We start from the raw sequence: 23,425 nt of genomic DNA, 5'->3' as shown, positions 1-23,425 counted from the left end.
CCTCTGTTTCGCTCTCAGTTTCTCCAGGCTCTGCAACTTTTGTCCTGTACTTAGCACACCTTTAACTAAGAATTGCGCGATTCTCGTTCCGAGACGCTGCGCGATAGCCTTCGGCTGTGCAAAGCGATCGCACTCCCTCAATCCCTTGATTTTCCTTAGCATTCCCACCCATGACCTGTTCCACCCTCCTACAACTCCTACAAACCCGCGCCCAGCAACAGCCCAACCAAATCGCCTACACTTTCCTCGAAAACGGCAAAACCCCCACCAGCCAACTCACTTACCGCCAACTCGACCAACAAGCAAAAGCGATCGCCGCTTACCTACAAACTCAACTCTCTCCAGGGTCTAGAGTTCTCCTAGTTTATCCCCAAAGTATTGATGCGATCGCTGCCCTGTTTGGTTGTCTTTACGCCGGAGTCATCGCCATCCCAGCCCCAGACACCACCCGACTCAAACGCACCTTACCCAGACTAGAAGCGATCGCCACTGATGCCAATGCCTCCCTCATCTTAACCACCCACAACCAACTCACTCGCCCAAACCCCGCCCTCACCTTTGAAGCCAAAAGCTTTGTCAGCCGACTCAACGGCAGCCCCTCACTCTTCCTTCACTACACCCTACAAAACCACCCGCAACTGGCTACCCTCCCTTGGACCGCCACCGATAAAATTCCCCTGCACTTTGCCCACCACTGGCAAAACCCCCAAATTGACGGCCATACCCTCGCCTACCTGCAATATACCTCCGGGTCAACCTCCACCCCCAAAGGCGTGATGCTTGACCACGATAACCTCATCAGCCATTTAGCCGAATTGCAACAAGCGGGGGGTTACGACTCCCACAGCATCACCGTCACTTGGATGCCCTATTTTCACGACTACGGCTTAGTCGAGGGCATTCTCCAACCCCTATACAACGGCACACCCTGTTATTTAATGTCCCCAACCGCCTTCATCAAATCCCCGCAACGCTGGCTAGAAGCCATTTCCCACTACCGCGCCACCCACAGCCAAGCGCCCAACTTTGCCTACGCCTATTGCGTGCAGCGCATCACCCCCGAACCAGCAACCCTCGATCTCAGTAGTTGGCAAGCCGCCGGAAATGCCGCCGAACCCATCAATCCCCAAGTTCTAGAGCAATTCTGCCAAAGGTTTCAGCCTTGGGGGTTTCGTCCCCAAACCTTTGCCCCAGCCTACGGACTGGCAGAAGCCACCTTATTAGTCACCACCAGCCGGAAATCCCAGAGTCCCATAAGCTGCACGGTTTCTCAGGAAGCCTTGAGCCAAAATCGCTTTGTGGAAACGGCGATCGGACAAAAACTAGCCAGTTCCGGTCGTTTGTTGGACAATACCCAAGTGGCGATCGCCCATCCTGAAACCTTAACCCGTTGTCAGCCCGATGAAATTGGGGAAATTTGGGTCGCCAGTGCCGGAGTAGCGCGGGGATACTGGCAACGGCCCGATGTCACCCAAGACACTTTTCAGGCTTACCTCAACGATACGGGAGAAGGGCCCTTTCTGCGAACGGGGGATTTAGGCGCGATTCACAATGGGGAATTATTTGTGACGGGTCGCCTCAAAGATTTAATCATTGTTCGCGGTGAAAACTACTATCCCCAAGATATTGAATGGGTGGCAGAAAAAAGCCATCCGGCATTGCATCCCGGTTGTGGGGCCGCGTTTGCCGTTGATGTTGATGGGGTGGAACAACTGGTTATTGCCTTTGAGGTTGCCAGTAAACCCCCCAATCTCAAGGATATAGTAGATGCCATTCGCAGTGCGATCGCCGAACAGTTTGAATTAACGGTTTATGGGGTGGTACTCCTGAAACGAGGCAGTATTCTCAAAACCTCTAGCGGTAAAATTCAACGCCAAGCCTGCCGAAAAGCCTTTCTTGTAGGGGTTGATGGCATCAACCCTTGGCAGACTCTGATGACATGGACCCTTGACCAACCCTCTCCAAACAGCAGCGACCCGCCCCAAAACGAGGCAGAGGAACGGTTAGCACAAATTTGGCAACAGGTTTTAGGGATTGAGTCCGTCAACCGAACAGATAACTTTTTTGAATTAGGGGGAAACTCCCTCAAAGGAGCAATTGTCGTCACAAAAATCGAAAAAGTATTCGCTCAACAAATTCCCCTCGCCAGTTTAACCGAAGCCAAAACCCTAGAGAAACTCGCCCATCAAATTGCTCAGAAATACTGGAAAACAGTTGGGTCTCGTTCCTTAGTTTCCGCCCGTCCAGAAGGGAGTAAACGACCCTTCTTTTGCATCCATGCGATCGGCGGTCGGGGAGGGACTGCCAATTTAGACCGCTACCTCGACCCACAGCGTCCAGTTTATGGCTTGCGGGTCTCCGCCGTTTGCGGGGGAAAATGTATAGCAAAATACAAATACCTGGAGAATCGAGAGCCAAAACCCCTGAAATCTCGTGAAGTCAGTTTTTCTGTCACCCTAAACGGCGAAGAGCCTGGCTTGCAAGCAGTAGGAATCGATGGTGAAAAAGCCCCCCATACTTCAATTCAACCAATGGTAGAACATTATATTCAAGAAATCCAAACCGTTCAGCCTCAAGGCCCCTATCTCTTAGGAGGTCGGTGTATTGGGGGCAATATTGCCTTAGAAATGGCGCAACAGTTAACCCAACGAGGAGAGCAGGTATTATTAGTAGCAATGTTAGATAGTCCCAATCCTTTGATCACCGCAGAGCAAAAAAATAAACAATGGACTCGTTGGCAATCTTTAGCCAAAGAGCGAAAACGGGAGAAATTCCAAAAACAGGGATTAAGTCCCCATTTAATTGAAAATATCCTAAAAGTTTCTGAAGCCAACTGGCAAGTAATTATCAGTCATTGTCCCAAAATCTATTCGGGGCGAGTCGTGTATTTCTCCGCAGCAGAAAATCAGGCTTTAGGCTTGACTGGGTTCGACCCCATGCAGCCCCAAGGCTGGAATGATTTTGTCGCTGGGGGAATTGAAATCATTAAATTTCCAGGCAAACACGCAAGATTTAACCTTCAAGTTTTGGGCGAAAAATTGAATGCTTATCTAGAACAAGTAGAATTGTAGGTGGACATTGCCCACCCGACTCACTCACTCTATATATATTGAACGGTGGGCATTGCCCACCCTACATCTACATCTAATAGTTTCCCCATTTTTGTCCCAACCAACGATGACCCTTTCCACTCCCACCCCAACAAATATCCAGCAACAGACCCAAACCCTCATCAACCATTACCAAAAAGCCACTCTCATCAAACCCGACTCGGCAACCCTCTATCAAGATATCGGCAATCTTTACCGAAGTTTACGTGAATTTGAACCAGCCATTGTTTATTATCTGAAAGCGATTGAACTCAAACCCGACCTATTTTCAGTCTATTCTCCCCTGAACTTCCTGCTCCAATTCATCTCTTGGTCAAGCGAACAGAACAAAAATCAGATTATCACCCAAGGCATTCATATCCTCAAACAGAATATCATCAACCAACCTAAGTTCCCCTTTGCTCATGTGGTTTTAGGCAGACTCTACACCCAAAAAGGAGAAATAGAAACAGCCAAAGACTGCTATCAAAAAGCCAGTTTTAAACAAATTAACCGTTCCTATCCTCACCTCATCCAACATTGGAATTCCTCAACTCAACGCCAGCCCAACTTTCTCGGAATTGGCTTATTCAAGTGTGGTACGGCCTCTTTGTATAGCTATCTCATCCAACATCCACAAATTTTACCTGCCGTCACTAAGGAAATTCGTTACTTTTCCAATACTACTATTAACGACTTAGAGTATTATCTTTCCCATTTCCCAGCGATTTGCCATCCAAACTATCTCACGGGTGAAGTTACCCCAAATTATTTTACATTTCCCAACGTAGCTCAACAGATAAAAGATTGGTTTCCCCAGATAAAGCTCATCCTCTTACTGCGAAACCCTATTCAACGAGCAATTTCTGGCTTTTACTGGGGTAATAAATTAGCTTATCAATACTTGAATAAATCCCTCGATGGCATTCATCACTTAGATCTAGATCTTGTACAAGAGAAAATTTCTGACATTAAAGAAAAACAGAAACTCTCGCTTTATAAAAGAATTGAATTAAGAAATCAGTGGCTTGATTGTTTAAGAGAGACATGGAGAAAAAACTTAGATATCAACCATGAAATCGCCTTTCATATCGCCCATAGCCTCTATATTGACTATCTTCCCGAATGGTCTAGGGTTTTCTCCAAAGAGCAACTTTTAATCCTCAGAATCGAAGACTTATTTACTAACCCACAAAACATCATGAAACAAGCCTATCATTTCCTCGGTCTTCCTGACCATCCTCTGACTGAGTATCGTAACGCCAATCGTAACAAATATCCTCCGATTTCCCCCAGTTTACATCAACAGCTTGCTGACTTTTTTCGACCCTATAACGAACAACTCGAAGATTATCTCGGACTAAAATTTAATTGGTAGTTAGCAATGCCTATCCGACTACGATTCACTCCAAACTCTACATAAATCTAATACAAAACCAGGTAACACTTTTTCGTAAGCATTCAGGTGGGGGGGCTTGACAAGCGGGAAGAAAGGAGTAGCGTAGAGCCATGAAGAGCCGACTGCCGAAAATTCCTAAAGACCGAGAAGCCCTAGAAAAGCGGACCAAATCAGTTCTAGTGGAGATATAGCAATCCTATTTGACTCGTGGAAAGAATTCCAGGCTGGAAGCCTGGACTACGTGGGGTTTAGCCTTTTGAGATTTTGTAGCTGATTTAGGATTGCTATAGTACTGCAACAGCAAGCCGTACTCGAAGAACTCGTAGCGGAAGTCGAACGGCTCAAAGGATTGATAGACAAGGATAGCCAGACCTCCTCCAAGCCCCCCTCAAGCGACCTCATCCGCCGTTCGGAGAAAGACAAGGAGGAAACAGAGTCGGACTCATCAAAGCGAAAACCGGGAGGGCAACCGGGACATAAAGGGAAAACCCGCAAAGGATTTGGGCGCATCGACCGTTACGAGAGAATCGAGCCTCAAATCTGTCCTCAGTGCGGCGGAAACCACTTTCAAGCCAGTGAGGCCACCATAAGCCGCTCAGTCGTGGCCCAACTGGTCGAACGCCCCATCGAAATCGTCGAATATCAGCAAGTGCGGCGAATCTGCGGTCAATGCGGAGTCCGAGTCGCGGGAGAGCTACCCGAAGGCATCATTCCCGGACAAGACCTATCAGCGAAGCTACAAGGATTGTTAACCGGGCTGGGACACTACGGACATCTCTCCTACGCCAAACAACAGGAGTGGTTGTGGGAGTTCGCTCAAATCCACGTGGGAACCCGAACACTAGAAGCCACCCGTCGGCGAGTCGCCGAGGCAACGCTTCAACCCGTTGAGGCCTTGAAAGAGTGGATTCGCCAGCAAGAGAGCGTCCACGCCGACGAGTCTCCCTGGCTCGTCAACGGCGTCAAAGAATGGCTGTGGACGCTCTCGGGAAAAGGCTATAGCTTTTTCCATGCCGGGGATACGCGCTCGCGAGCCGAACTCGAAGAGCTACTCACTCAGAGTTTTGCCGGAGTTCTCATCTCCGACGATTTCAGGCTTACCTCAACGATACGGGAGAAGGACCCTTTCTGCGAACGGGGGATTTAGGCGCGATTCACAATGGGGAATTATTTGTGACGGGTCGCCTCAAAGATTTAATCATTGTTCGCGGTGAAAACTACTATCCCCAAGATATTGAATGGGTGGCAGAAAAAAGCCATCCGGCATTGCATCCCGGTTGTGGGGCCGCGTTTGCCGTTGATGTTGATGGGGTGGAACAACTGGTTATTGCCTTTGAGGTTGCCAGTAAACCCCCCAATCTCAAGGATATAGTAGATGCCATTCGCAGTGCGATCGCCGAACAGTTTGAATTATCGGTTTATGGGGTCGTCCTCCTGAAACGAGGCAGTATTCTCAAAACTGAAGTTCCCCCTGTAAATCTACTCAAAAGTCTCTCAAACGCTTGCCGGAAGGGAAAGAGGGCGCGGAACCCGCCGAGCGTTGTACCCATGTAATTCAAAGATTTTCTTAAGGTTCTCGAGCAAAGAAATCCGCTATTCTGTAGTCATGTATATCGAACGAGTTCCCAATCGAAATTCCCCCCCGGCCGTCCTTCTCAGAGAATCCTACCGAGAGGGCAATAAGGTTCGCAAACGAACTTTAGCTAATTTGTCGAAATTGCCCTCGGAAACGATCGAAAATTTGCGAATCGTCCTCAAAGGAGGCGTGGCGGTTGAAAACTACGGTGAGGCCTTTCAAATCCAAAGGAGTTTACCTCACGGTCACGTTTCGGCGGTTTTAGGAACCCTCAAACAACTGGGAGTCCCAGAACTCCTCAGTGCCAAAGCCTCTCGAAAGCGCTCGTCAATCATAGCGATGCTCGTAGCGAGAATCCTCGAGCCGCGCTCGAAATTGGCGACGGCCAGAGGATTTAACGGAGAAACTTGCTCTTCGTCGTTGAGTCATCTTCTGGGACTCGAAGCCGCCGATGAAGATGAATTATACGATGCCCTCGATTGGCTGTTAGTGCGGCAAGAATCGATTGAAAATCAATTGGCTCAGAAACATCTGTCCGAGGGAGCTTTAGTCCTGTACGACGTAAGTTCGACGTACTTTGAGGGTGAAACCTGTCCCCTGGCTCAGTACGGCTATAGTCGAGATAAAAAGCGAGGCAAGCGACAAATGGTTTTTGGCTTGCTTTGTAATGCCGAAGGCTGTCCCATTGCCGTAGAAGTCTTTAAAGGCAATACCTCGGATACCACCACTTTAGGCAAACAGATTGAAAAAGTCCGCCATCGCTTTGGTCTCAAACGGGTGGTTTGGGTCGGCGATCGAGGTCTGATTACTCAGACGCGCATTCAGGGAGAGTTATCCGCTTCGGAAGACCTCGATTGGATTACGGCGCTCAGAGCACCTCAAATTAAGAAACTGGCTGAGCAAGAGGTGATTCAACTGGGATTATTCGACGAGCCAAACCTGGTAGAAGTTGAATCCGCCGATTATCCGGGAGAACGATTGATTGCTTGTCGCAATCCGCTCAAAGCCGAAGCTCAAGCTCAAAAACGAGAAGTCTTATTACAAGAGACGGAAAAGGAATTGGAGAAGATCGTTCGAGCTACTCGCCGAGACCAACGACCGTTAAAAGGGGCCGATCGAATTGGACTTCGCGTCGGTCAAGTTATTAATAAATATCGCGTGGGAAAATTCTTCCATCTCGAAATTGGGGACGACGACTTTTTTTATTCTCGAAAGTTGGAAGACTTAAAGGTGGCTGCCACTTTAGATGGCGTTTACGTCCTTCGCACCTCGGTGGAGTCTGAGTGCTTAGATGCACCCTCCACCGCTCGCGCTTATAAAAGTCTCTCCCAAGTCGAACAGGCTTTTCGCTCCTCTAAGACCGTCGATTTAAAAGTTCGTCCGATTTATCATCATCTCGAACACCGAGTTAAAGCTCATGTGTTTCTTTGTCTGCTGGCTTACTATGTCGAATGGCACATGAGGCAAGCTTTAGCGCCTCTGCTTTTTGATGACGAAGAGACTCCCTTGCTCGAGTCCGATGGTGTCAGTCCCGTTCGACGTTCCCAGAAAGCTAGAGCTAAGGCTCGTAAGAAGAGAACTTCGGAGAACTTCCCCGTACATAGCTTTTCGACCTTAATGCAGGATCTCGGGACGATTACTTTAAACCAAATTACTTCTAAATGCGAGGGAGTCGATCTGACTTTTTTCAAAATTACTCAACCGACTCCCCTGCAACAGAAAGCGTTAGATTTGCTTAACATTTCTTTATTTGTACCCAGTTACTGACCGAGCGAAAATCTGATATCCCTTGCCCTGCATAGGTTGTACCTTTTTGTCAAAGGGGAACTTCAGTTATAACCGATCGAACTGCAATAATATGTAATAGCGATTTATTTTTTAATTTTATAAAATAAAGACAGATGGTCGTATTTTTAGGTAGATTTTTTATGATTTTGCGAGAATTACAAACCTATTTAAAAGACCGAGAGAAAGCGCCTCTTTCGGAAATCTCGACTCATTTTCATATCGAGTCAGATGCCTTGCGACCGATGTTGAAAAAGTTGGCTCGTAAAGGTCGCGTGCGTCAAGTTCGGGGTGCGAGTACCTGTGGCGATTGCTGTAAATGCGATCCGGCGCTGTTGGAGATTTACGAATGGGTGAAAAACTGACAGAAATTACGCCGTAAAATCCCTGAATTTTTATCAAAAGAGTTGGGTTCGAGAGAAGTTTTCAGGTTGGGAGTAGAGAAGCGATCGATCCGCCTCCCTCAAACCCCGCCTAAGCCTTCCCCACCGCCGCCACCGCATCCTCCAACGCCAGCGCCACCTGAGTCCAGTGGGTTCCCCCCTGACAGAAGGCGATATAAGGCTCTCGCATCGGGCCGTCAGCGGAAAACTCCGACGTACTCCCGTCGATAAACGTCCCCCCTGCCATCACCAGCTTGCTGTCATACCCCGGCATTTCCGCCGGAACCGGGGCGAGATACGAATCCACCGGAGAATTGCGCTGAATGGCGCCACAGAACGCCACCAACTTGTCCGGCGACCCCAATTCAATGGCTTGCACCACGTCGCAGCGGGGTTCCTCCGGAAGTGGCTTGACGGGATACCCCAAATCCTGAAACACCTTCGCCACCAAATGCGTCCCTTTAACCGCTTCTCCCACCATCTGCGGCGCCAGGAACAACCCCTGAAACAACAAGCGATTTTGGTCGAACGTCGCGCCGCCCGAACTGCCGATTCCCGGCGCCGTGAGGCGACAGGCCGCCGCTTCCACCAAATCCGCCCGTCCGGCCACGTATCCCCCCGCCGTGACGATGGTACCACCGGGATTTTTAATCAACGACCCCGCCATCAAATCCGCCCCCACCGCCGTCGGTTCCCGGTCTTCAACGAATTCCCCGTAACAGTTATCGACAAAACAAATGGTTTCGGGGTTTTGTTGTTTGACCAGGCGAACGATTTTTGCGATATCATCGATCGAGAGGCTCGTGCGCCAAGAATAACCGCACGACCGCTGAATGAGGACGAGGCGAGTTTCTGGCTTGACCGCAGTTGCCAGCGCGTCCCAATCTACCGTTCCCGCATCTGTAAGGGGCAAGACTCGATATTTCACACCGTATTCCATCAGCGATCCCTGGCCGCGCCCGCGCACACCAATCGCTTCTTCGAGGGTGTCGTAGGGCGAACCCACCACCGAGACCATCTCGTCTCCCGGTCGCAAAACTCCGTACAGGGCGCAGGCGATAGCATGGGTTCCTGATACGATTTGCACGCGAACGATGGCAGCGTCTGCGCCAACGACCTGGGCAAAGACGCGATCGAAGGTGTCGCGGCCTAAATCGTCGTGTCCGTATCCCGAGACACTGGCGAAATGCCGCACACCAACGCGATGGTCGCGATAAGCGTCCAAAACCCGTTTCAGGTTGTCCTTGACTTTTGCGTCGATCTCTGTAAAAACCGTTTGAGTCGATCGAATGGCATTTGTTAAATCAATCTGAAGATTCATGGAATACGGTCGAGCTTGGGGTAAAAGGACAAACTAAAAAATACACTTTACCTCTTTTTCCCCATATTTTGATAAAATCCAACAGGTCGATTCCAAAACTTAGAATTGTTCGAGGTCACTGCATGACAGTTGCAAAACCCCAAAAACTGGCCCTAGATTGGACTACAACCCTGTGGCTTGTAGGACTCCATTTAGCGGCAGCTTTGGCTTTTTTTCCAAGTAACTTTACCTGGGCGGCGGTCGGCGTCGCCTTAGTCTTCCACTGGATAACGGGAGGCTTGGGCATTACGCTGGGATGGCACCGTCTCATCAGCCATCGTAGCTTCCAAGTTCCCAAATGGCTTGAGTACTTTTTCATGTTCTGCGGCACGCTATCCTGTCAGTCGGGACCCATCGACTGGATTGGCATGCACCGCATTCACCACAAGTACTCCGACACCCCCCTAGACCCCCACGATTCCAACAAAGGGTTCTGGTGGAGTCACGTGGGCTGGATGCTTCATGAAATTCCCATTAAAGTGGAAGTTTCAAAAGTCACCAAAGATATCGCGGACGACCCCGTTTATCAATTTTGCAATAAATATTTTATTCCCATTCAGGTCGTTTTAGGTATATTGCTGTATGTCCTGGGCGATTACCTAGTGGGTAATGGATTATCTTTCGTAGTTTGGGGAATTTTCGTCCGCGTTGTTGCGGTTTACCACTGCACCTGGTTCGTTAACAGCGCCACGCACCAATTCGGCTATCGCTCTTACGAGTCGGGAGACGATTCTCTTAACTGCTGGTGGGTGGCTCTGGTGACTTACGGTGAAGGGTGGCACAACAACCACCACGCCTTCCAGTATTCGGCTCGCCACGGTTTGAGATGGTGGGAAGTCGATTTAACCTGGATGACCATTAGCTTGTTGAAAGCGCTGGGCTTGGCGACTAAGGTGAAATTACCGCCTGAAGATGCTAAGCCGGTTTCGGCGAGTTAAGATTCTCACTGAGAAATTAAGTTTAAGAACCCGGTTCGACTAAGACACCGGGTTTTTTTTGTGGGAGGGAAATGGCCGGTTTCTGGCTCGCTCCGACTGAAATAACGGAATTCCACTCAGAAACCGGGTTTCTCCGTAAGTCCTAATCGTTTTCACCACCGAGACACAGAGGACACAGAGGGCAAGGGTAGGAGTGACGGAGGGGTGGGTGAAGAAACCCCGTTTTTCCGGGTTCTCTTCCGGCTGAAATCACAGAATTTTGTTAAAAACTGGCTTCTGGGCGTCCGTTCAGCGCCGTTGCAGTTGTCCGGCGAAGGGGGTGGGAGCGCCGTTCCGCCACCGCTGGATTCGCAGTCCGTCTTCGGTTTCTCTGAGTTGATAGGAAAGGTTTTCCGCCACGGGAACTCGTCCGCTCTCGTCGCGATAGCCCGCCAACAGGGTGTCTCCGAGGCGGATTTCAACCCATCCCGAGGCGTAGGTGGTGACGCGAGTGGGGGTGTCGTTGACTGTGCCGGTATAGGTGTAGAGCGGTGTTTCGGTACAGTCGTCGGAGGCGGTGGGGGCGGGGTCGCAGACGCCTTGGGGGGAGGCGGGAGAAGCCCACAGCAGTAGGAGGGTTGCGGTGAATCCCAGGGAAATGACGAGCTTTGTCCACAGACGCATATCGGTGCCTCCCAAGCGGCGATCGCCTATGTCTATCCTAGCGATCGATCGCGCCGACGCGGAAAAATTTAAGGTTGTATACGGCATTCTCGAAAACGGATTCGATCGAATGCTTGATATTTCCCCCTCGATCGGGCTATACTAGGTCGGTGCGCGGGCATGTAGCTCAGTCGGATAGAGCATCAGATTCCGGTTCTGAGGGTCGGGGGTTCGAATCCCTCCATGCTCGTTTCCATAAAGTCTCGCTTTCAAGTCGAGCTTAAAAACCGAGAGGTAACACGCCTCTCGGTTTTTTTTGGCGAGAACTTACTTGAACCGCGTCAACTGCACGCGATACCGTTGCTTTTTCGTCATCGCCACTTCGCCGACTTCCAAACGTCCTTTACCGCGAATGGCAATGAGATCGCCGGATTTCACTGTATAACTGGACTGTTTGGCTTCCTTCCAATTCACGCGCACGTCGCCGCCGCTAATGAGAGACGACATTTTACTTCTCGACATTCCAAATCCCGCCGAGGCGATGGCGTCGAGACGCATAGAGGCTTCAACGGTGGTCATTTCTTTTTTCTTCGGCGGACGAACGCGCAGTTCCGCGAAGTCGATGGCCTGAGTTTTGACCGGAACCGATCGAACCTGCGTTAAATTCATCTCCAGAAACTCTACCAGTTCCGGCACCACGATCGCTTGAGCGCCCCGTTCTCCCAATACTAGAATATCCCCGGTTTTCCCCCGCACGATGCCCGTTCCCAACATCGCCCCGAGAAAATCCCGGTGCGTCGCCGTATCGAAGAGGAAATTTCCCGCAATTTCCACGGCGGCGACTTCCACATGACTGGAATCGAGGGGAAGTTCCGACCGCGCGATGGCGAGTCGCTGGCGTTCGGCTTGGGGATATCCCCCCCAAGCGACAGCGCGAACCTCCGTCAACCGGGGAAAAATCTCCAACGCTTCCATCAATTCCGGCGGCGACAGGAAATCTGTTTGGGCGATTTCCCAGGTTTTCAAAGCCTCTTCAGCGCGATCGAGAATTTTCGCCAAAGTGTCTCGATTTTCAACAGTATTTAATAATTCGTCTCTCGGTAGCATACTCAAAGATAATTGAGAGTTGATAATTGAGAGTTGATAATTGAGATTGGACAGGGGTAAAGAGCTGGAAACGGCCGTTTTCCCGTCGCACACCGACCCCCATCATCCCCTCACCCCATCATCCCCTCACCTCAATCTTCCGCCTGATACCCCTGAAGGCTTTCGGGTTTAAACCGTCGCAGGATGGGGGTGGCGTCTTGAACGTGAAAGCGAGAACCGCTGACGACGACGATGTATTTACCGCGACGGAGACGGTTGCGGTAGGGGAGAGCGTCTCCGGCGCCGATAATGGCACCGACACCGCCGCCGACGAACAATCCCCCCATCGCCCCGGCGATCGCACCTAAAAACCCGCCGATAATCTGATTTCCCACGACACCCGCCCAGGGAAACGTCTGTAATCCGGTAAGGGTGTTGAAGGCGAAGCCGCCGAAAAATCCGAAGGGAACCAGCCAGGTCACCATTTGTAACGCCCGCCGTTTGGCGGTTTCGTTGGGGTCGATGAGTCCGAATTCGTCGGCGCTTTTGTAACCCGCCCCCAAAATGGCGAGGGTGTCTGAGGGTAAACCGGCGTTTTCAAGTTCGGTGTAGGCGGCTTCCGCTTGGATTCGATCGGGTAAAACGGCTACTAAGTATTCCATCACACTGTTGAGAACGGTTAAACCTGCTGCTCTCCAGCGTAACAGTTTGCGTCTGGGTTGATTTACAGTTAAAGAGGAGTTCCATAAGAAAGGGGTCTCTGGAGATGGACGGTGAGGACGCACGCCAACGCAATTTCCAAATCGCCCTGGTCTTGGTGCGAGAAACGGAACAGCAATATCCCAACGCTTCGCCTCACGAAATCGCGAACTTGCTGCGGCGTCACACGCGACCGTCTTATACGGAAATTTTTTTCGATTTGGCGACGCTATCTCGCCAACCCCATCTCGACAATCGCCTCGATTTAACGGTGTCTCTGGCGGGTCAAACGACGGATTTCGCCCATTTCGTGGCGTCGGTTTCCGACCAGTTGCGCTTACCGCCTTGGGTGCAGTGGTTCGATGCGGCGACGCGCTGGACGGGAAAACATAGTTCTTGGGCGGGGGATCTCGGTCAGGCGGTGATGGACTACCGCGATCGAAAGTTTACGTCGTTGGAGAAGGCGTTGGCTGCTGATGCGTCGTTTCCCGATTTGGCGGCGGACGTGGCGGCGGTTTGTATTGGCGATCGCCTCAACCGCCGTTTTCGGTTGTCTCTTTCGGAGGCTCTGGTGGAGTTCGACCAGCAGCCTTACGGGGAGAGCGTCCGTCAGTTTGTGGCGGCAGAATTGGACGGCGAATTTCGCGATCGTTTGTTGTGGAACTATTATGACGTTCTCGAAACAGTGTCTCGGGGCGCGGCAGAGTTTTTGATGTTCGTAGAATTGAAAAAAATTGCCAAAAATCGCCATGTTGACAGCCGTATATTGGAATTTTCCGAGCGGTATCATCCCGACGTGGAACAGTCTGCTCGCTATTTTATCGAGTATTTAAAGGAGACGGGTAATTTTATTTAAATAGTTTCTAAAATCCTCGATCTGTGCTATAATTGGAATGGTAATTTTTAAATTTAAATATGAAAATAATGGGAATCTTTGAGGTGTCGATCTCTTTAGAAAAAAGAGCAGAGATGTTAAATTTAATTCTCGGGAAAGCGGCATCCCGTAAGGGGTCGAACGATCGACTCTGAAACAAGAGGGTTTCCCATGCCGCGAGTGTTTCGTCCCTCTTGGATAGTTATCAGCCTTTCGACGCTCCTCCTGGCCAGTTGCAGCGCCGTGGGCGACCTGTCAAATCTGTCGTTGCCGAAGCTGTCAACGGCGGGAGAGACTCTGGGTGCGAGGGTGTCCGAGATGGCGATCGCCCGGAACGTCTCGGAGGTTCCCCAAGTGGACAGCGATCGACTGTTCGGTTACGTCGAAACCCTGGCCTTTCCTCGAGACGACCTACCAGACCGTCGCCGGGCCCGTCAGTATCTCCTCGAAACCCTAACGGAGGCAGGATGGTCGCCCAAACTCCAAGCCTTTGAAGGCGGAGCGAACCTGGTGGCGACGCGGCCGGGAAGCGACCCCGAGGCGGGAACGATTCTCGTCGGCGCCCATTACGACACCGTGGCCGGATCTCCCGGCGCCGACGACAACGCCAGCGGCGTCGCGACGGTGTTAGAACTGGCGCAACTGTTGGGAGAGTATCCCAGCCGACGCCGGTTGACAGTGGTACTGTTCGATCGCGAAGAAGACGGCCTCCTGGGAAGCCTGAACTTCGTCAGTCCCGACACCACCACCGACTTGCGGGGGGCGATCGTCTTGGAAATGACAGGATACGCCTGTTACGAGGTGGGCTGTCAGACCTATCCTTCCGGATTGAGGGGGGACTTTCCCGAAACGGGGGATTTTCTGGGGGTGGTGGGAAACACCGCCGCCTCGGAGGTGGTAGCCGCCTTTGAGAACTTACAGGGGGAGGACTTACCGGACATCGTTACTTTAACCGTTCCGTTCAACGGCGTGGCCTTTCCCGACTTGTTGCGAAGCGACCACGCTCCCTTTTGGCTGGCGGGAGTGGGGGCGGTAATGGTAACAGATACCGCCAACTTTCGTAACCCCCACTATCACCGTTCTAGCGATACGCCAGAGACCATCGATCGACCCTTCTTGACGGGAAACGCCCAAGCCATCGTCACCGCGATCGCCGGGTTACTCGAGGAATCTCGACTCAACGAGTCCAAATTGAAGCGGGGATCGATGGAGTTCGATCGGTATCATAAATAGGGTGAATCAAAAATCGGGTCAAGCAAAAATCGAAAAATCGTCTCAAACAACTCTCGAAACGAACGGGCTTCGCCGAACACCAGCAGGAGTCGAGATTTGACGCAGCCTTCGGCGCGGCGGCCGAGACCTGGTATTGACTCAACCCCGACTTAAAAACACTCCTATTCAAACTCGCCCTCAATGGCATTCGGATATACAGAACTGTTACAGAGAGATGTTCAGTCGCAGAACTCGCAATCCCTGAATCCGTTAAGACCCCCAAGGGTGTCAGCTCGATGAATACCAATTCCAAACGGGACACAACCGAACAGAGTCAAGCCTATCAGTTCGTTGCCGAAAAGCTGCGTCAAAGCGAAGCGCGATATTTAGCCATCGTCGATACCCAACCCGATTGTATTTGTCGGTTTCTACCCGACTGTACCCTCACCTTCGTCAATCTCGCGTACTGTAACTATTTCGGACAGTCTCGCGAAACCCTGATCGGCACGAATTTTCTCAATCTCATTCCACCGATCGATCGCCAACGCATCTTAGAAATGTTGGCAGACATTTCGATCGAGCGACCCACCTACGTCCACAAACATCAAGTCATCGACAGTAACGGGACGTTACGGTGGTTGCAATGGACAAACCAAGGCATTTTCGACGAAACCGGCCAACTGGTGGAATTCCAAGGCATCGGGCGAGACGTCACCGACTTACAACAAGTCGAACAAGCCCTGCACCTGAGCGAAGACCGTTTGCGAGCCATCGCCGCCGGCATACGCAGCACCGCCGTCTATACCCTCGACCTCGAGGGGCGGGTCGTCAGTTGGAACGCTGCCGCCGCCGCCCTCTACGGCTATCGAGACGCCGAAATCGTCGGGGAGTCCTTTGAGGGGTTTTTCGATCGCCCCGAACAGTGCCAAACATTACTCCAACAAGCCCGAGAAAGCGGTCAAATCGATTACGAACACTGGCAAGTCCGACGAGACGGCCAGCGAATTTGGGCGTGGGGAGTCTTGCAACGGCTCGAAGACGCCGAGGGCAACGCCATCGGCTTCGCCCATACCGTCTGCGATCGCCGCCGGGCCGAGGACACCGAACAGGCGCGAAACCACCTGGCCGAATCTCTGGCCCAAAGCGAACGTTTCCTGCGCTACATCATCGATCTCGTCCCTCATCCCATTTTCGCCAAAGACCGAGAGGGATGCTATCTCCTGCTCAACCAAGCCACCGCCGATTTTTTTGGCCGCAGTATCGACGAGACGATCGGTTTGCAAGATAGCGACATCGCCGGCTCTCCCGAAGCGGCCGAACAGTTCCGGGCGTCGGATTTGGAAGTCTGGCACAGCCAACAACCGAAACGGCGGTATCACGAAATTCTCGACGACGCAGCGGGACGGCGTCGGATTTTCGAGAAAACGAAATTTCCGTTCGTCGTCAACGAGGCAATTTCGGGAATTCTCGGCATTGCCATCGACGTGACCGAACGGGAACAGGTTCTCGCCGCTTTGCGAGATAGCGAGGAACGCTTCCGACAAATGGCCGAAGCCATCGGCGACGTTTTCTTTCTCTATTCAGCGGATTTCCAAGAAGCGATTTACCTCAGTCCCGCCTGTAAAGACATTTGGGGATATGCTTCTGAAGACTTTTACCGACAACCCGATTTGTGGGTCGATCTCGTTTACGACGACGATCGCGAAGCCGTTTTGATTCAACTGCAACAGATTCGCGATCGAGAGTTGTTGGTAGAATATCGCATCGTGCGGCCGGACAGCGGTTTGCGCTGGTTGAGAACCCGCACCTTTCCCGTGCGCGACGAAACGGGAACCACCTATCGCATCGTCGGGGTGACGGAAGATTCTACAGAACAGCAAATCGCCACCATCGCCCTCAATCAAGCTTACGAAGCCCTGCGCGATCGCGAAGCCCGATATCGCACCTTAACCACCGGCGCCCCGGTGGGCATTTTTCAAACAGACGAACAGGGACGCATCGATTTCGTCAATCAACGCTGGTGCGAGATCGTGGGCTTGCCCTTGGCGGCAGCCTACGACGGTCGCTGGATGTCGGCGATTCACCCCGACGATCGCGATCGCTTTTTCCAATATTGGAACCGCATCGGCCGCGAAACCCTCAGTTGGGAATTTCGCTTTATCAATGCCGACGGTGGCATCACCTGGGTTTTAGCCCACAGTTCCCCCGTCAAACGGAGTCGAAACGGCGGCGGCGTCGCCATCGGCACCTGGCTCGACATCAGCGATCGAAAACAAGCCGAAGCCCAATTGCAACAGCTTTCGAGCGCCTTGGAACAGTCCGCCGACGACGTAATTATCACCGATCGCCACGGCAAGATCCTGTACGTCAATTCGGGATTCGAGCGTTTGACGGGATACAGCAAAGCCGAAGCCCTCGGTCGTACCCCCGCCTTTCTCAAGTCCGGCCGCCACGATCGCCACTTTTATCGCCAGTTGTGGGACACCATTCGCTGCGGCCGCGAGTTCCACGCCGTCTTTACTAACCGCCGCAAATCCGGAGAGTTGTTCGACGAACAGAAAACCATCGTTCCGATTCGAGACGAACGGGGGGAAATCGTCAATTTCGTATCCACAGGAAAAGACGTCACCGAACGGCAACGGGCCGAAGCCCGTTTGGAGCGTATCAACCAGTGTTTTTTGAATTTCGGCAACGACCCGATGGAGAACGTCGAGCGATTGACGGTCTTGTGCGGCGAACTGCTTGGAGCCTTGCGCGTGTCTTACTGTCACTGGGAGAACGGGCGGTTCGAGGTGGTGTGTCAGTGGAAGAATTCCCCCTTTGAGGTCGGTCTCGAAACGGGAGATATCGCCCGCAACGCCTTGAAAGTCGGACGCCACGATTGGCTGGTACGGTCGTTGTCTTTCACCGAATGGGGTCAAGCGGTACGGACTCGGGAACGGCCGCCCTCCGTCGAATCCTTTCGGGTGGTGGGGGCGTTATGTTTGACCCACCGGGCGAGCTTCGTTCCCAGCGACGACGACCGCCGGGTGTTGGGCATCTTAGCTTCGGCCATCGCCGTGGAGGAGGAACAACACCGGGTTGAGGAGGCGTTGCGCCGACAGATGGAACGGGAACGGGCGATTGCTACGATCGCCCGTCACATTCACTGTTCGTTGGAACTGTCGGATATTTTACAAACGACGGTGGACGAAGTTCGCTATTTTTTGCAGTGCGATCGCGTGTGGGTCTGTTGTTTCGAACCTCCCAATTGCGGAAAAATCGTCGCCGAATCGGTGGCGGCGGACTGTCAGTCTGCTGTTGGCCAGGTTTTGAGTTTCGAGGCGGACTGTTTGCAGGCGTACCGACGGGGCGAAAGTCGCCAGACTTGCGATGTGAAAGTCTTGAGCGAATCGCTCCCGTCTTCGGCCTGGCCGGCTTTGGGCATCCGAAGTCAACTGGCGATGCCGATTTTACAGGGAGAGCAGTTGTGGGGGTTGTTGTTGGTGCAGCAGTGTCGCCAGAGTCGCGGCTGGCAACCGTCAGACGAGGAGTTCGTCCGCCAACTGGCCACGCAAGTGGGTATCGCTACGCAACAGTCGCAACTGTACCAGCAGTTGAAGGCAGCCAACGACGAGTTACAGCGGTTGGCCACCATCGACGGGTTGACTCAGGTGGGGAACCGCCGTCAGTTCGACGATTTTGTGGCGTCGGTTTGGCAGGAGGCGCGATCGCGCCATCGACCTTTGGGGTTGGTTCTGTGCGATATTGATTTTTTTAAGGCGTACAACGATACTTACGGCCATCAAGCGGGAGACGAGTGTTTGAAGCAGGTGGCCGGGGCGATCGAAACCGCTGTATCCCATCGAAAGGCGTTGGTGGCGCGATACGGCGGCGAAGAGTTTGCGGTCGTGTTGCCGGAGACCGACCGGAACGGCCTCAGGGCAGTCATGGAGGCCATTCGGTCTGCGGTGCGGCGCTTGGAGGTTCCTCATTCGCGATCGACCGCCAGCGGTTGGGTGACGTTGAGTTTGGGCGGGGCCAGTTTGGTGCCGCCCCAGACGGCCGCGCCGGAGCTGTTGTTACGTCGTGCCGATCTCGCCTTGTATCGCGCTAAGCAAGGGGGACGCAATCGTTACTGTTGCGATTTGACGGAGGAGCCAGAGCGATCGATGGAGAGTTGATTCGAGCCACTCTTTGTTAAGTCTAACCCTCGAAGGTTGGGGGTTCAGTTGGCCGAGAAACCTCCTAAGGATGTCCGGTTGGCGATCGCTTGAACTCGATACCTGCTTCGCTTTTTCGCTGATTCGAGATGGCATTTTTCTGCCGATTTAAAATGACCTAATCCAGGCGATCGAACCGACTTGAACGGGGGTTTTTTCATGATGTTTTCAGATACGATCGCCTTCAACCTCCCTCCACGCAAGAGACTCAAACAATTTTAACCTTTTCTTTACATAAAAATAATATTTTTAAATTTTGGTTAAGAAGTTCAAAAATAATATTCTTTTCCGTTCGGTTTTGTATAAACGATCGCTTATGATAGACGAAGCAGAATTCACCCATTTAATTGCCTGTCGTTCGCGCCAAACAGTTTATAAGAAAAAAATCGGGATCGCCAGAACGATCGTCAAATCTTAACCATTATGCAGAAGGAGATAGGCAATGGAAGCGATAAAAACAGACAGACACTTAACCGTTTGTCGGTCGATCGTCTCGACCCCAAGAGGTCACGAGTCGAATTCTAGCCGTTCCTCCTTTAGCAAGACCCAGACGATCGCCTCCGGCGACAGTCCCCTCGAAGACTTACCCGTCGGCATCGCCATCACCAACGCCGTCGGTCAGATCCTGCACGCGAACGCAGCCGTCGCCCGCCTGTTCGATCGACCCCTCGAAGAACTGCTCCACAACTCCATCGACAGCATCGGGCGGACTGTCCTGCGGCCCGACGGCCAGCCCTTACCGCGCCGAGAGTTACCCACCGCCATCGCCCTACGAGAAAACCGGCCTGTAGCCGATGGTGCGATGGGATTCTTCAGCGATAGAGGGACGTTGCGCTGGCTGGCCGTGACCGCTACCCCTCGCCCTCCATCCCAAGGGGGCGGCCTGACCGTGACCTATACCGAAATTCCGCCGGACTTTGCCCCCGCCGTGGAAATCGTAGAAGAAACTTCACCCGATGGCGAGGCCGCCACCTCCCCCAACCCCGACGAGAACGAGTCGAACCTCAGCGAAACCCGACTCGAGCGCATTCTCGACTGTTTCCTCGGTTTCAGCAGTCACCCCCAAGAGAACATTCGTCGTCTCTTGGAACTGGTACGAGAACAGCTCGAGGCCATCTGTGCTTGTTACCAAAGTCTGAAGCGCGACGACTCCTTATCCTGTACCTCTTCCGGGGCGATCTGCCCACAGAATACCTCGCTCTGTTCTGGCGCCGAGGAGGGTCGAGGATCTTCCCATCTCCTCTCGCCAGACGGTGGCGCCGACAAACCCCAGATGCGAATTGCCATCTGCCAACCCTCGGAACCGTTGCGAAAACCCTTTTCTTCTGAAGAAAACGCCGCCCCAACCCCGTCAGTTCTCGGCTACCTCTGCGTCAAGTACCATCCCCGCCGTCAGCCCCATCCCGAGGACGCCCGCTTCCTGCACACCGTCGCCACCGCCATCGCCGTCGAAGAGGAGCGGTTGCGGGTGGCCGAAACCCTGCGCCAACAAACCGAACGGGAATTAGTCGTGGCGCGACTGGCCAGCCGCATCCAGCAGTCGATCGAGCTGCCCGAAATCCTCGAAAGCGCCACCGAGAGCCTGCGTCGCTTTCTCGACGCCGATCGCGCCATCGTCTGTCGCTTCAACAGCGACGGGAGCGGTGAAATCCTCGGCGAATCTCGCAGAGAGGGGATTTCCTCCATGCTGGGTTGGAAAACGAACCGTCCTTGGATTATCGACGGTCGATCGCACCAACTCTATGTGTCGGGGCGGGTGATGGCGATCGACGATATCTATAGGGCAGATCTCGAACCCGAAGCGGTTCAGTTGTTGGAGTTTTTCGACATTCGAGCGCGATTGGTCATGCCCATCGTTATCGACTCCGGAGAGGAGGGGGAAACAGACCCGAGTCAACCCTCCTCGAACGTTTGGGGATTGCTCGTCGCCCATCAATGTCGCGAAGCGCGATCGTGGCATCCGTCGGAAGTGCGGGTGTTGCCCCAACTGGCAACCCAACTGGCCATCGCCATCCAGCAAGCCCAACTCTACAGCCGTTTGAAAACCGCCAACCGCGAACTCAGCCAACTGGCCACTCGGGACGGACTGACTCAGGTGGCGAACCGACGGTATTTCGACGAGTATCTCGAGGGAGAATGGCGGCGACTGACGCGGGAAAAATCGCCCCTGTCGTTGATTTTGTTGGATATCGACTTTTTCAAAGACTATAACGACGGCTACGGACACCAAGCGGGAGACGATTGTTTGAAGCAAGTGGCCCGAGCCTTAGAAACCACGACCCGACGTCCGGCGGACGTGGTGGCGCGTTACGGCGGCGAAGAGTTCGCCATCGTGTTACCGAATACCGACGAAGCCGGAGCGGTGTGCGTGGCGGGGTTGGTTCGATCGACCTTGCGGAACTTGCAGCTCGTCCACGCTCGCTCGCCGGTCAATCCTTACGTTACCGTCAGCATGGGGGTGGCCTCGCTGGTACCGTTTCCGGAAGCCGAACCGGATTTACTGGTGGCGGCGGCCGATCGCGCTCTCTACCGCGCCAAACAGAACGGGCGCGATCGCTACTGCATCGCCAAATCCCGCGATTTTTAACGGGATCGATCGCACTCCAAATTTATCTAACTTTCCCCCTCCTCAGAAAGCGTCTCGCGTCGCCCCATCCCCGCCAAGCCAACCGTTCTCGCCACTGCATTTGCTATAATTCACCCGAGACGCGCGGGGAGAGCGACATGGCCAAATCCATACCCTTACCCAACATTCAGCCCAAGTCCGAATCTCGCCCAAAGCGGCCCTGGACGGAAGTAGCGGAAACTGCCTCGATTATCGCTTCGGGGGGCGGCGTAGCCTTGGCGATCGTGTTTCAACAACTGGCCTTTGCCATCGTTCCCCCGGTGTTTGCGCTGTCGTTGAACATCGTCAATCGATCGCGCCGCATCCAGCAAATTCGCGAACAAAGTTTCAACGCCACCGCTCAAACCAGTCAACTGCGATCGGACTTACAGGCGGTGCAGAGTTCCTTACAAACCTTACCCATCGCCGATCGCATCGTCGATATCGAACGCTGTGTCACCCGCTTGAGCGAAGCCTTGATGGAAGTCCAGCAACGTCAGGCGGAGACCCTCGCCGCCACCGAAGAAGACCGGGAAAAAATTAAAGAAGCCTTCGCCATCGTGCGCCAGGGGGTTTACAACCTCAGCCACCACACCAACTCCTCCCTCGATCGACTGCAAAACGACTTAAATGCTTTGCGCCTCGAGGTCGATCGCGTCGCCATTCAAGCCTCTTCGGAAACGGTGGCGGCGGCCATCGCGCCGCTGCGCCAACAAATGGACAGTTTGAGCCTGCGCGTCGATAACCTCGACAGTCAAAGCACCCTCATTACCCCGCAAGTCCAGCAGTTGACGCAGACGGTGAAGCAACTGCGAACTCACACCGCCCAACATTGGCTCGCCCATATCGATCGCCGCTTGGAATCGGCCCTTCCCTACACCTACCAGCTCGTTTCCGAAGATGCGTCGCCCTATCTCTTCAAAGCCTTAGAAACCGCCAAAGAACAGGTGGCCATCGTCAGCCCTGGGTTGCCACACCAAGGCGCCCACAGCGATCGATTCTTAGCCAAATTAGAAGACGCCCTAGCACAAAAGATTTTTGTCAGCATCGGCTGGGGACGCCGCGCCGACATCGGGAAAGCTCGGGGAACCTCCCGCCCCATCGCCCTCAAAGACGGCGGTTGGCGCTATCAAGTCGAACGCGATCCCCAGGGATTTTACGGCTTGCTGCCCCATCTGCTGGAACTGAAAAAACGCTACAAACGGCTCAATCTCAAACTGTTCGGAACCGCCGATCGTTTGGTCGCCTGCGATCGAGATTGGGCTCTGTTGGGAGGACAACATTTACTCTGTCACGGCGAGGAAGAAGAAGTGGGACTGTATACCACCGATCCTCACGTGGTTTCCGATTTGGTCGATCGCTTCGATCTCGTGCCTCAACTGAAACGACGCGCCAGCCGTCAAATGCCCCCCGCAGCGCCGGGACGACGCCCCCTCCCCAACCCCTCCAACGGGGCGAAAACCGCCCCAGTTCGCAAACCCTCTTCGATTCCCTTTTTTCGATAAAAATTAGATAAATCAGACCCCCCGTCGCCGCCTTCGGGCAATGCCGATACGGGGGGTTCGAGGGATAAAA

The 23,425-nt window shown here is 53.0% G+C and carries 16 protein-coding genes, 1 tRNA gene and 1 pseudogene; 14 read left to right on the top strand and 4 right to left on the bottom strand.

From position 1 onward, the window contains the following. Window positions 1-170 precede the first annotated feature (170 nt). The 7 genes and pseudogenes from ACP5D4_RS09875 (at window position 171) to ACP5D4_RS09845 (ending at window position 8,214) form a co-directional block, all read left to right on the top strand. The gene (locus ACP5D4_RS09875) at window positions 171-3,071 is read left to right on the top strand and encodes an AMP-binding protein (protein ID WP_428011456.1); all 2,901 of its coding nucleotides are present in this window, start codon (window positions 171-173) and stop codon (window positions 3,069-3,071) included. A gap of 106 nt (window positions 3,072-3,177) precedes the next feature. After that, the gene (locus tag ACP5D4_RS09870; RefSeq protein WP_428011455.1) at window positions 3,178-4,467 is read left to right on the top strand and encodes a sulfotransferase domain-containing protein; all 1,290 of its coding nucleotides are present in this window, start codon (window positions 3,178-3,180) and stop codon (window positions 4,465-4,467) included. A gap of 301 nt (window positions 4,468-4,768) precedes the next feature. Then, window positions 4,769-4,972: pseudogene (locus tag ACP5D4_RS09865) on the top strand (DUF6444 domain-containing protein); the annotation flags it as partial. A 117-nt stretch (window positions 4,973-5,089) separates the two neighbouring features. Continuing rightward, window positions 5,090-5,635, top strand: a complete 546-nt coding sequence (locus ACP5D4_RS09860; RefSeq protein WP_428011454.1) for an IS66 family transposase — start codon at window positions 5,090-5,092, stop codon at window positions 5,633-5,635. 26 nt (window positions 5,636-5,661) lie between these two features. Next, window positions 5,662-6,042 carry a hypothetical protein gene (locus ACP5D4_RS09855; protein ID WP_428011453.1) on the top strand — a complete coding sequence of 127 codons (381 nt, stop codon included), beginning with the start codon at window positions 5,662-5,664 and terminating at the stop codon, window positions 6,040-6,042. Window positions 6,043-6,094: 52 nt separating this feature from the next. Then, entirely contained in the window at window positions 6,095-7,831 is a 1,737-nt protein-coding gene (locus tag ACP5D4_RS09850) for an IS1634 family transposase (protein ID WP_428011452.1), read from the top strand. 161 nt (window positions 7,832-7,992) lie between these two features. Further along, complete coding sequence (locus ACP5D4_RS09845) at window positions 7,993-8,214, top strand: FeoC-like transcriptional regulator (RefSeq protein ID WP_428010565.1); 222 nt, start codon at window positions 7,993-7,995, stop codon at window positions 8,212-8,214. 109 nt (window positions 8,215-8,323) lie between these two features. On the opposite strand, the gene ACP5D4_RS09840 is transcribed toward ACP5D4_RS09845, so the two are convergent. Next, complete coding sequence (locus ACP5D4_RS09840) at window positions 8,324-9,553, bottom strand: aminotransferase class I/II-fold pyridoxal phosphate-dependent enzyme (protein ID WP_428011451.1); 1,230 nt, start codon at window positions 9,551-9,553, stop codon at window positions 8,324-8,326. A 122-nt stretch (window positions 9,554-9,675) separates the two neighbouring features. On the opposite strand from ACP5D4_RS09840, the gene ACP5D4_RS09835 reads away from it, so the two are divergent. Next, window positions 9,676-10,530: an acyl-CoA desaturase gene (locus tag ACP5D4_RS09835; RefSeq protein ID WP_428011450.1), complete on the top strand. Its 855-nt coding sequence runs from the start codon at window positions 9,676-9,678 to the stop codon at window positions 10,528-10,530. A 288-nt stretch (window positions 10,531-10,818) separates the two neighbouring features. Here the strand turns inward: ACP5D4_RS09835 and ACP5D4_RS09830 are convergent, their stop codons facing one another. Beyond that, window positions 10,819-11,280, bottom strand: a complete 462-nt coding sequence (locus ACP5D4_RS09830; protein ID WP_428011449.1) for a hypothetical protein — start codon at window positions 11,278-11,280, stop codon at window positions 10,819-10,821. Between the two features lie 68 nt (window positions 11,281-11,348). On the opposite strand from ACP5D4_RS09830, the gene ACP5D4_RS09825 reads away from it, so the two are divergent. Further along, a tRNA-Arg gene (locus ACP5D4_RS09825) sits at window positions 11,349-11,422 on the top strand. 77 nt (window positions 11,423-11,499) lie between these two features. On the opposite strand, the gene ACP5D4_RS09820 is transcribed toward ACP5D4_RS09825, so the two are convergent. Together ACP5D4_RS09820 and ACP5D4_RS09815 are read right to left on the bottom strand one after the other, a co-directional pair. Beyond that, complete coding sequence (locus ACP5D4_RS09820; protein WP_428011448.1) at window positions 11,500-12,279, bottom strand: photosystem II S4 domain protein; 780 nt, start codon at window positions 12,277-12,279, stop codon at window positions 11,500-11,502. A gap of 131 nt (window positions 12,280-12,410) precedes the next feature. Next, window positions 12,411-12,920 (bottom strand): hypothetical protein, encoded by a 510-nt coding sequence (locus ACP5D4_RS09815; protein WP_428011447.1) that lies wholly within the window; start codon window positions 12,918-12,920, stop codon window positions 12,411-12,413. Window positions 12,921-13,024: 104 nt separating this feature from the next. Between ACP5D4_RS09815 and ACP5D4_RS09810 the strand changes: the two genes are divergently transcribed. The 5 genes from ACP5D4_RS09810 to ACP5D4_RS09790 all read left to right on the top strand — a co-directional run bounded on the left by ACP5D4_RS09810 (window position 13,025) and on the right by ACP5D4_RS09790 (window position 23,355). Further along, entirely contained in the window at window positions 13,025-13,813 is a 789-nt protein-coding gene (locus tag ACP5D4_RS09810) for a hypothetical protein (RefSeq protein WP_428011446.1), read from the top strand. Between the two features lie 189 nt (window positions 13,814-14,002). After that, window positions 14,003-15,064, top strand: a complete 1,062-nt coding sequence (locus ACP5D4_RS09805; protein ID WP_428011445.1) for a M28 family peptidase — start codon at window positions 14,003-14,005, stop codon at window positions 15,062-15,064. A gap of 275 nt (window positions 15,065-15,339) precedes the next feature. Then, window positions 15,340-19,206, top strand: a complete 3,867-nt coding sequence (locus ACP5D4_RS09800) for a PAS domain S-box protein (protein ID WP_428011444.1) — start codon at window positions 15,340-15,342, stop codon at window positions 19,204-19,206. A 481-nt stretch (window positions 19,207-19,687) separates the two neighbouring features. After that, on the top strand, window positions 19,688-21,832 hold the full coding sequence (locus ACP5D4_RS09795) for a sensor domain-containing diguanylate cyclase (RefSeq protein WP_428011443.1): 2,145 nt from the start codon (window positions 19,688-19,690) through the stop codon (window positions 21,830-21,832). Between the two features lie 137 nt (window positions 21,833-21,969). Next, the gene (locus ACP5D4_RS09790) at window positions 21,970-23,355 is read left to right on the top strand and encodes a hypothetical protein (RefSeq protein ID WP_428011442.1); all 1,386 of its coding nucleotides are present in this window, start codon (window positions 21,970-21,972) and stop codon (window positions 23,353-23,355) included. Window positions 23,356-23,425: the final 70 nt, after the last annotated feature.

Origin of the sequence: Baaleninema sp., from assembly GCF_049974805.1 — a bacterium.
Lineage (GTDB): Bacteria > Cyanobacteriota > Cyanobacteriia > Cyanobacteriales > Geitlerinemataceae > Baaleninema.
Note: the sequence above shows the minus strand (reverse complement) of the source record. Positions and strands in the feature narration are given on the sequence as shown.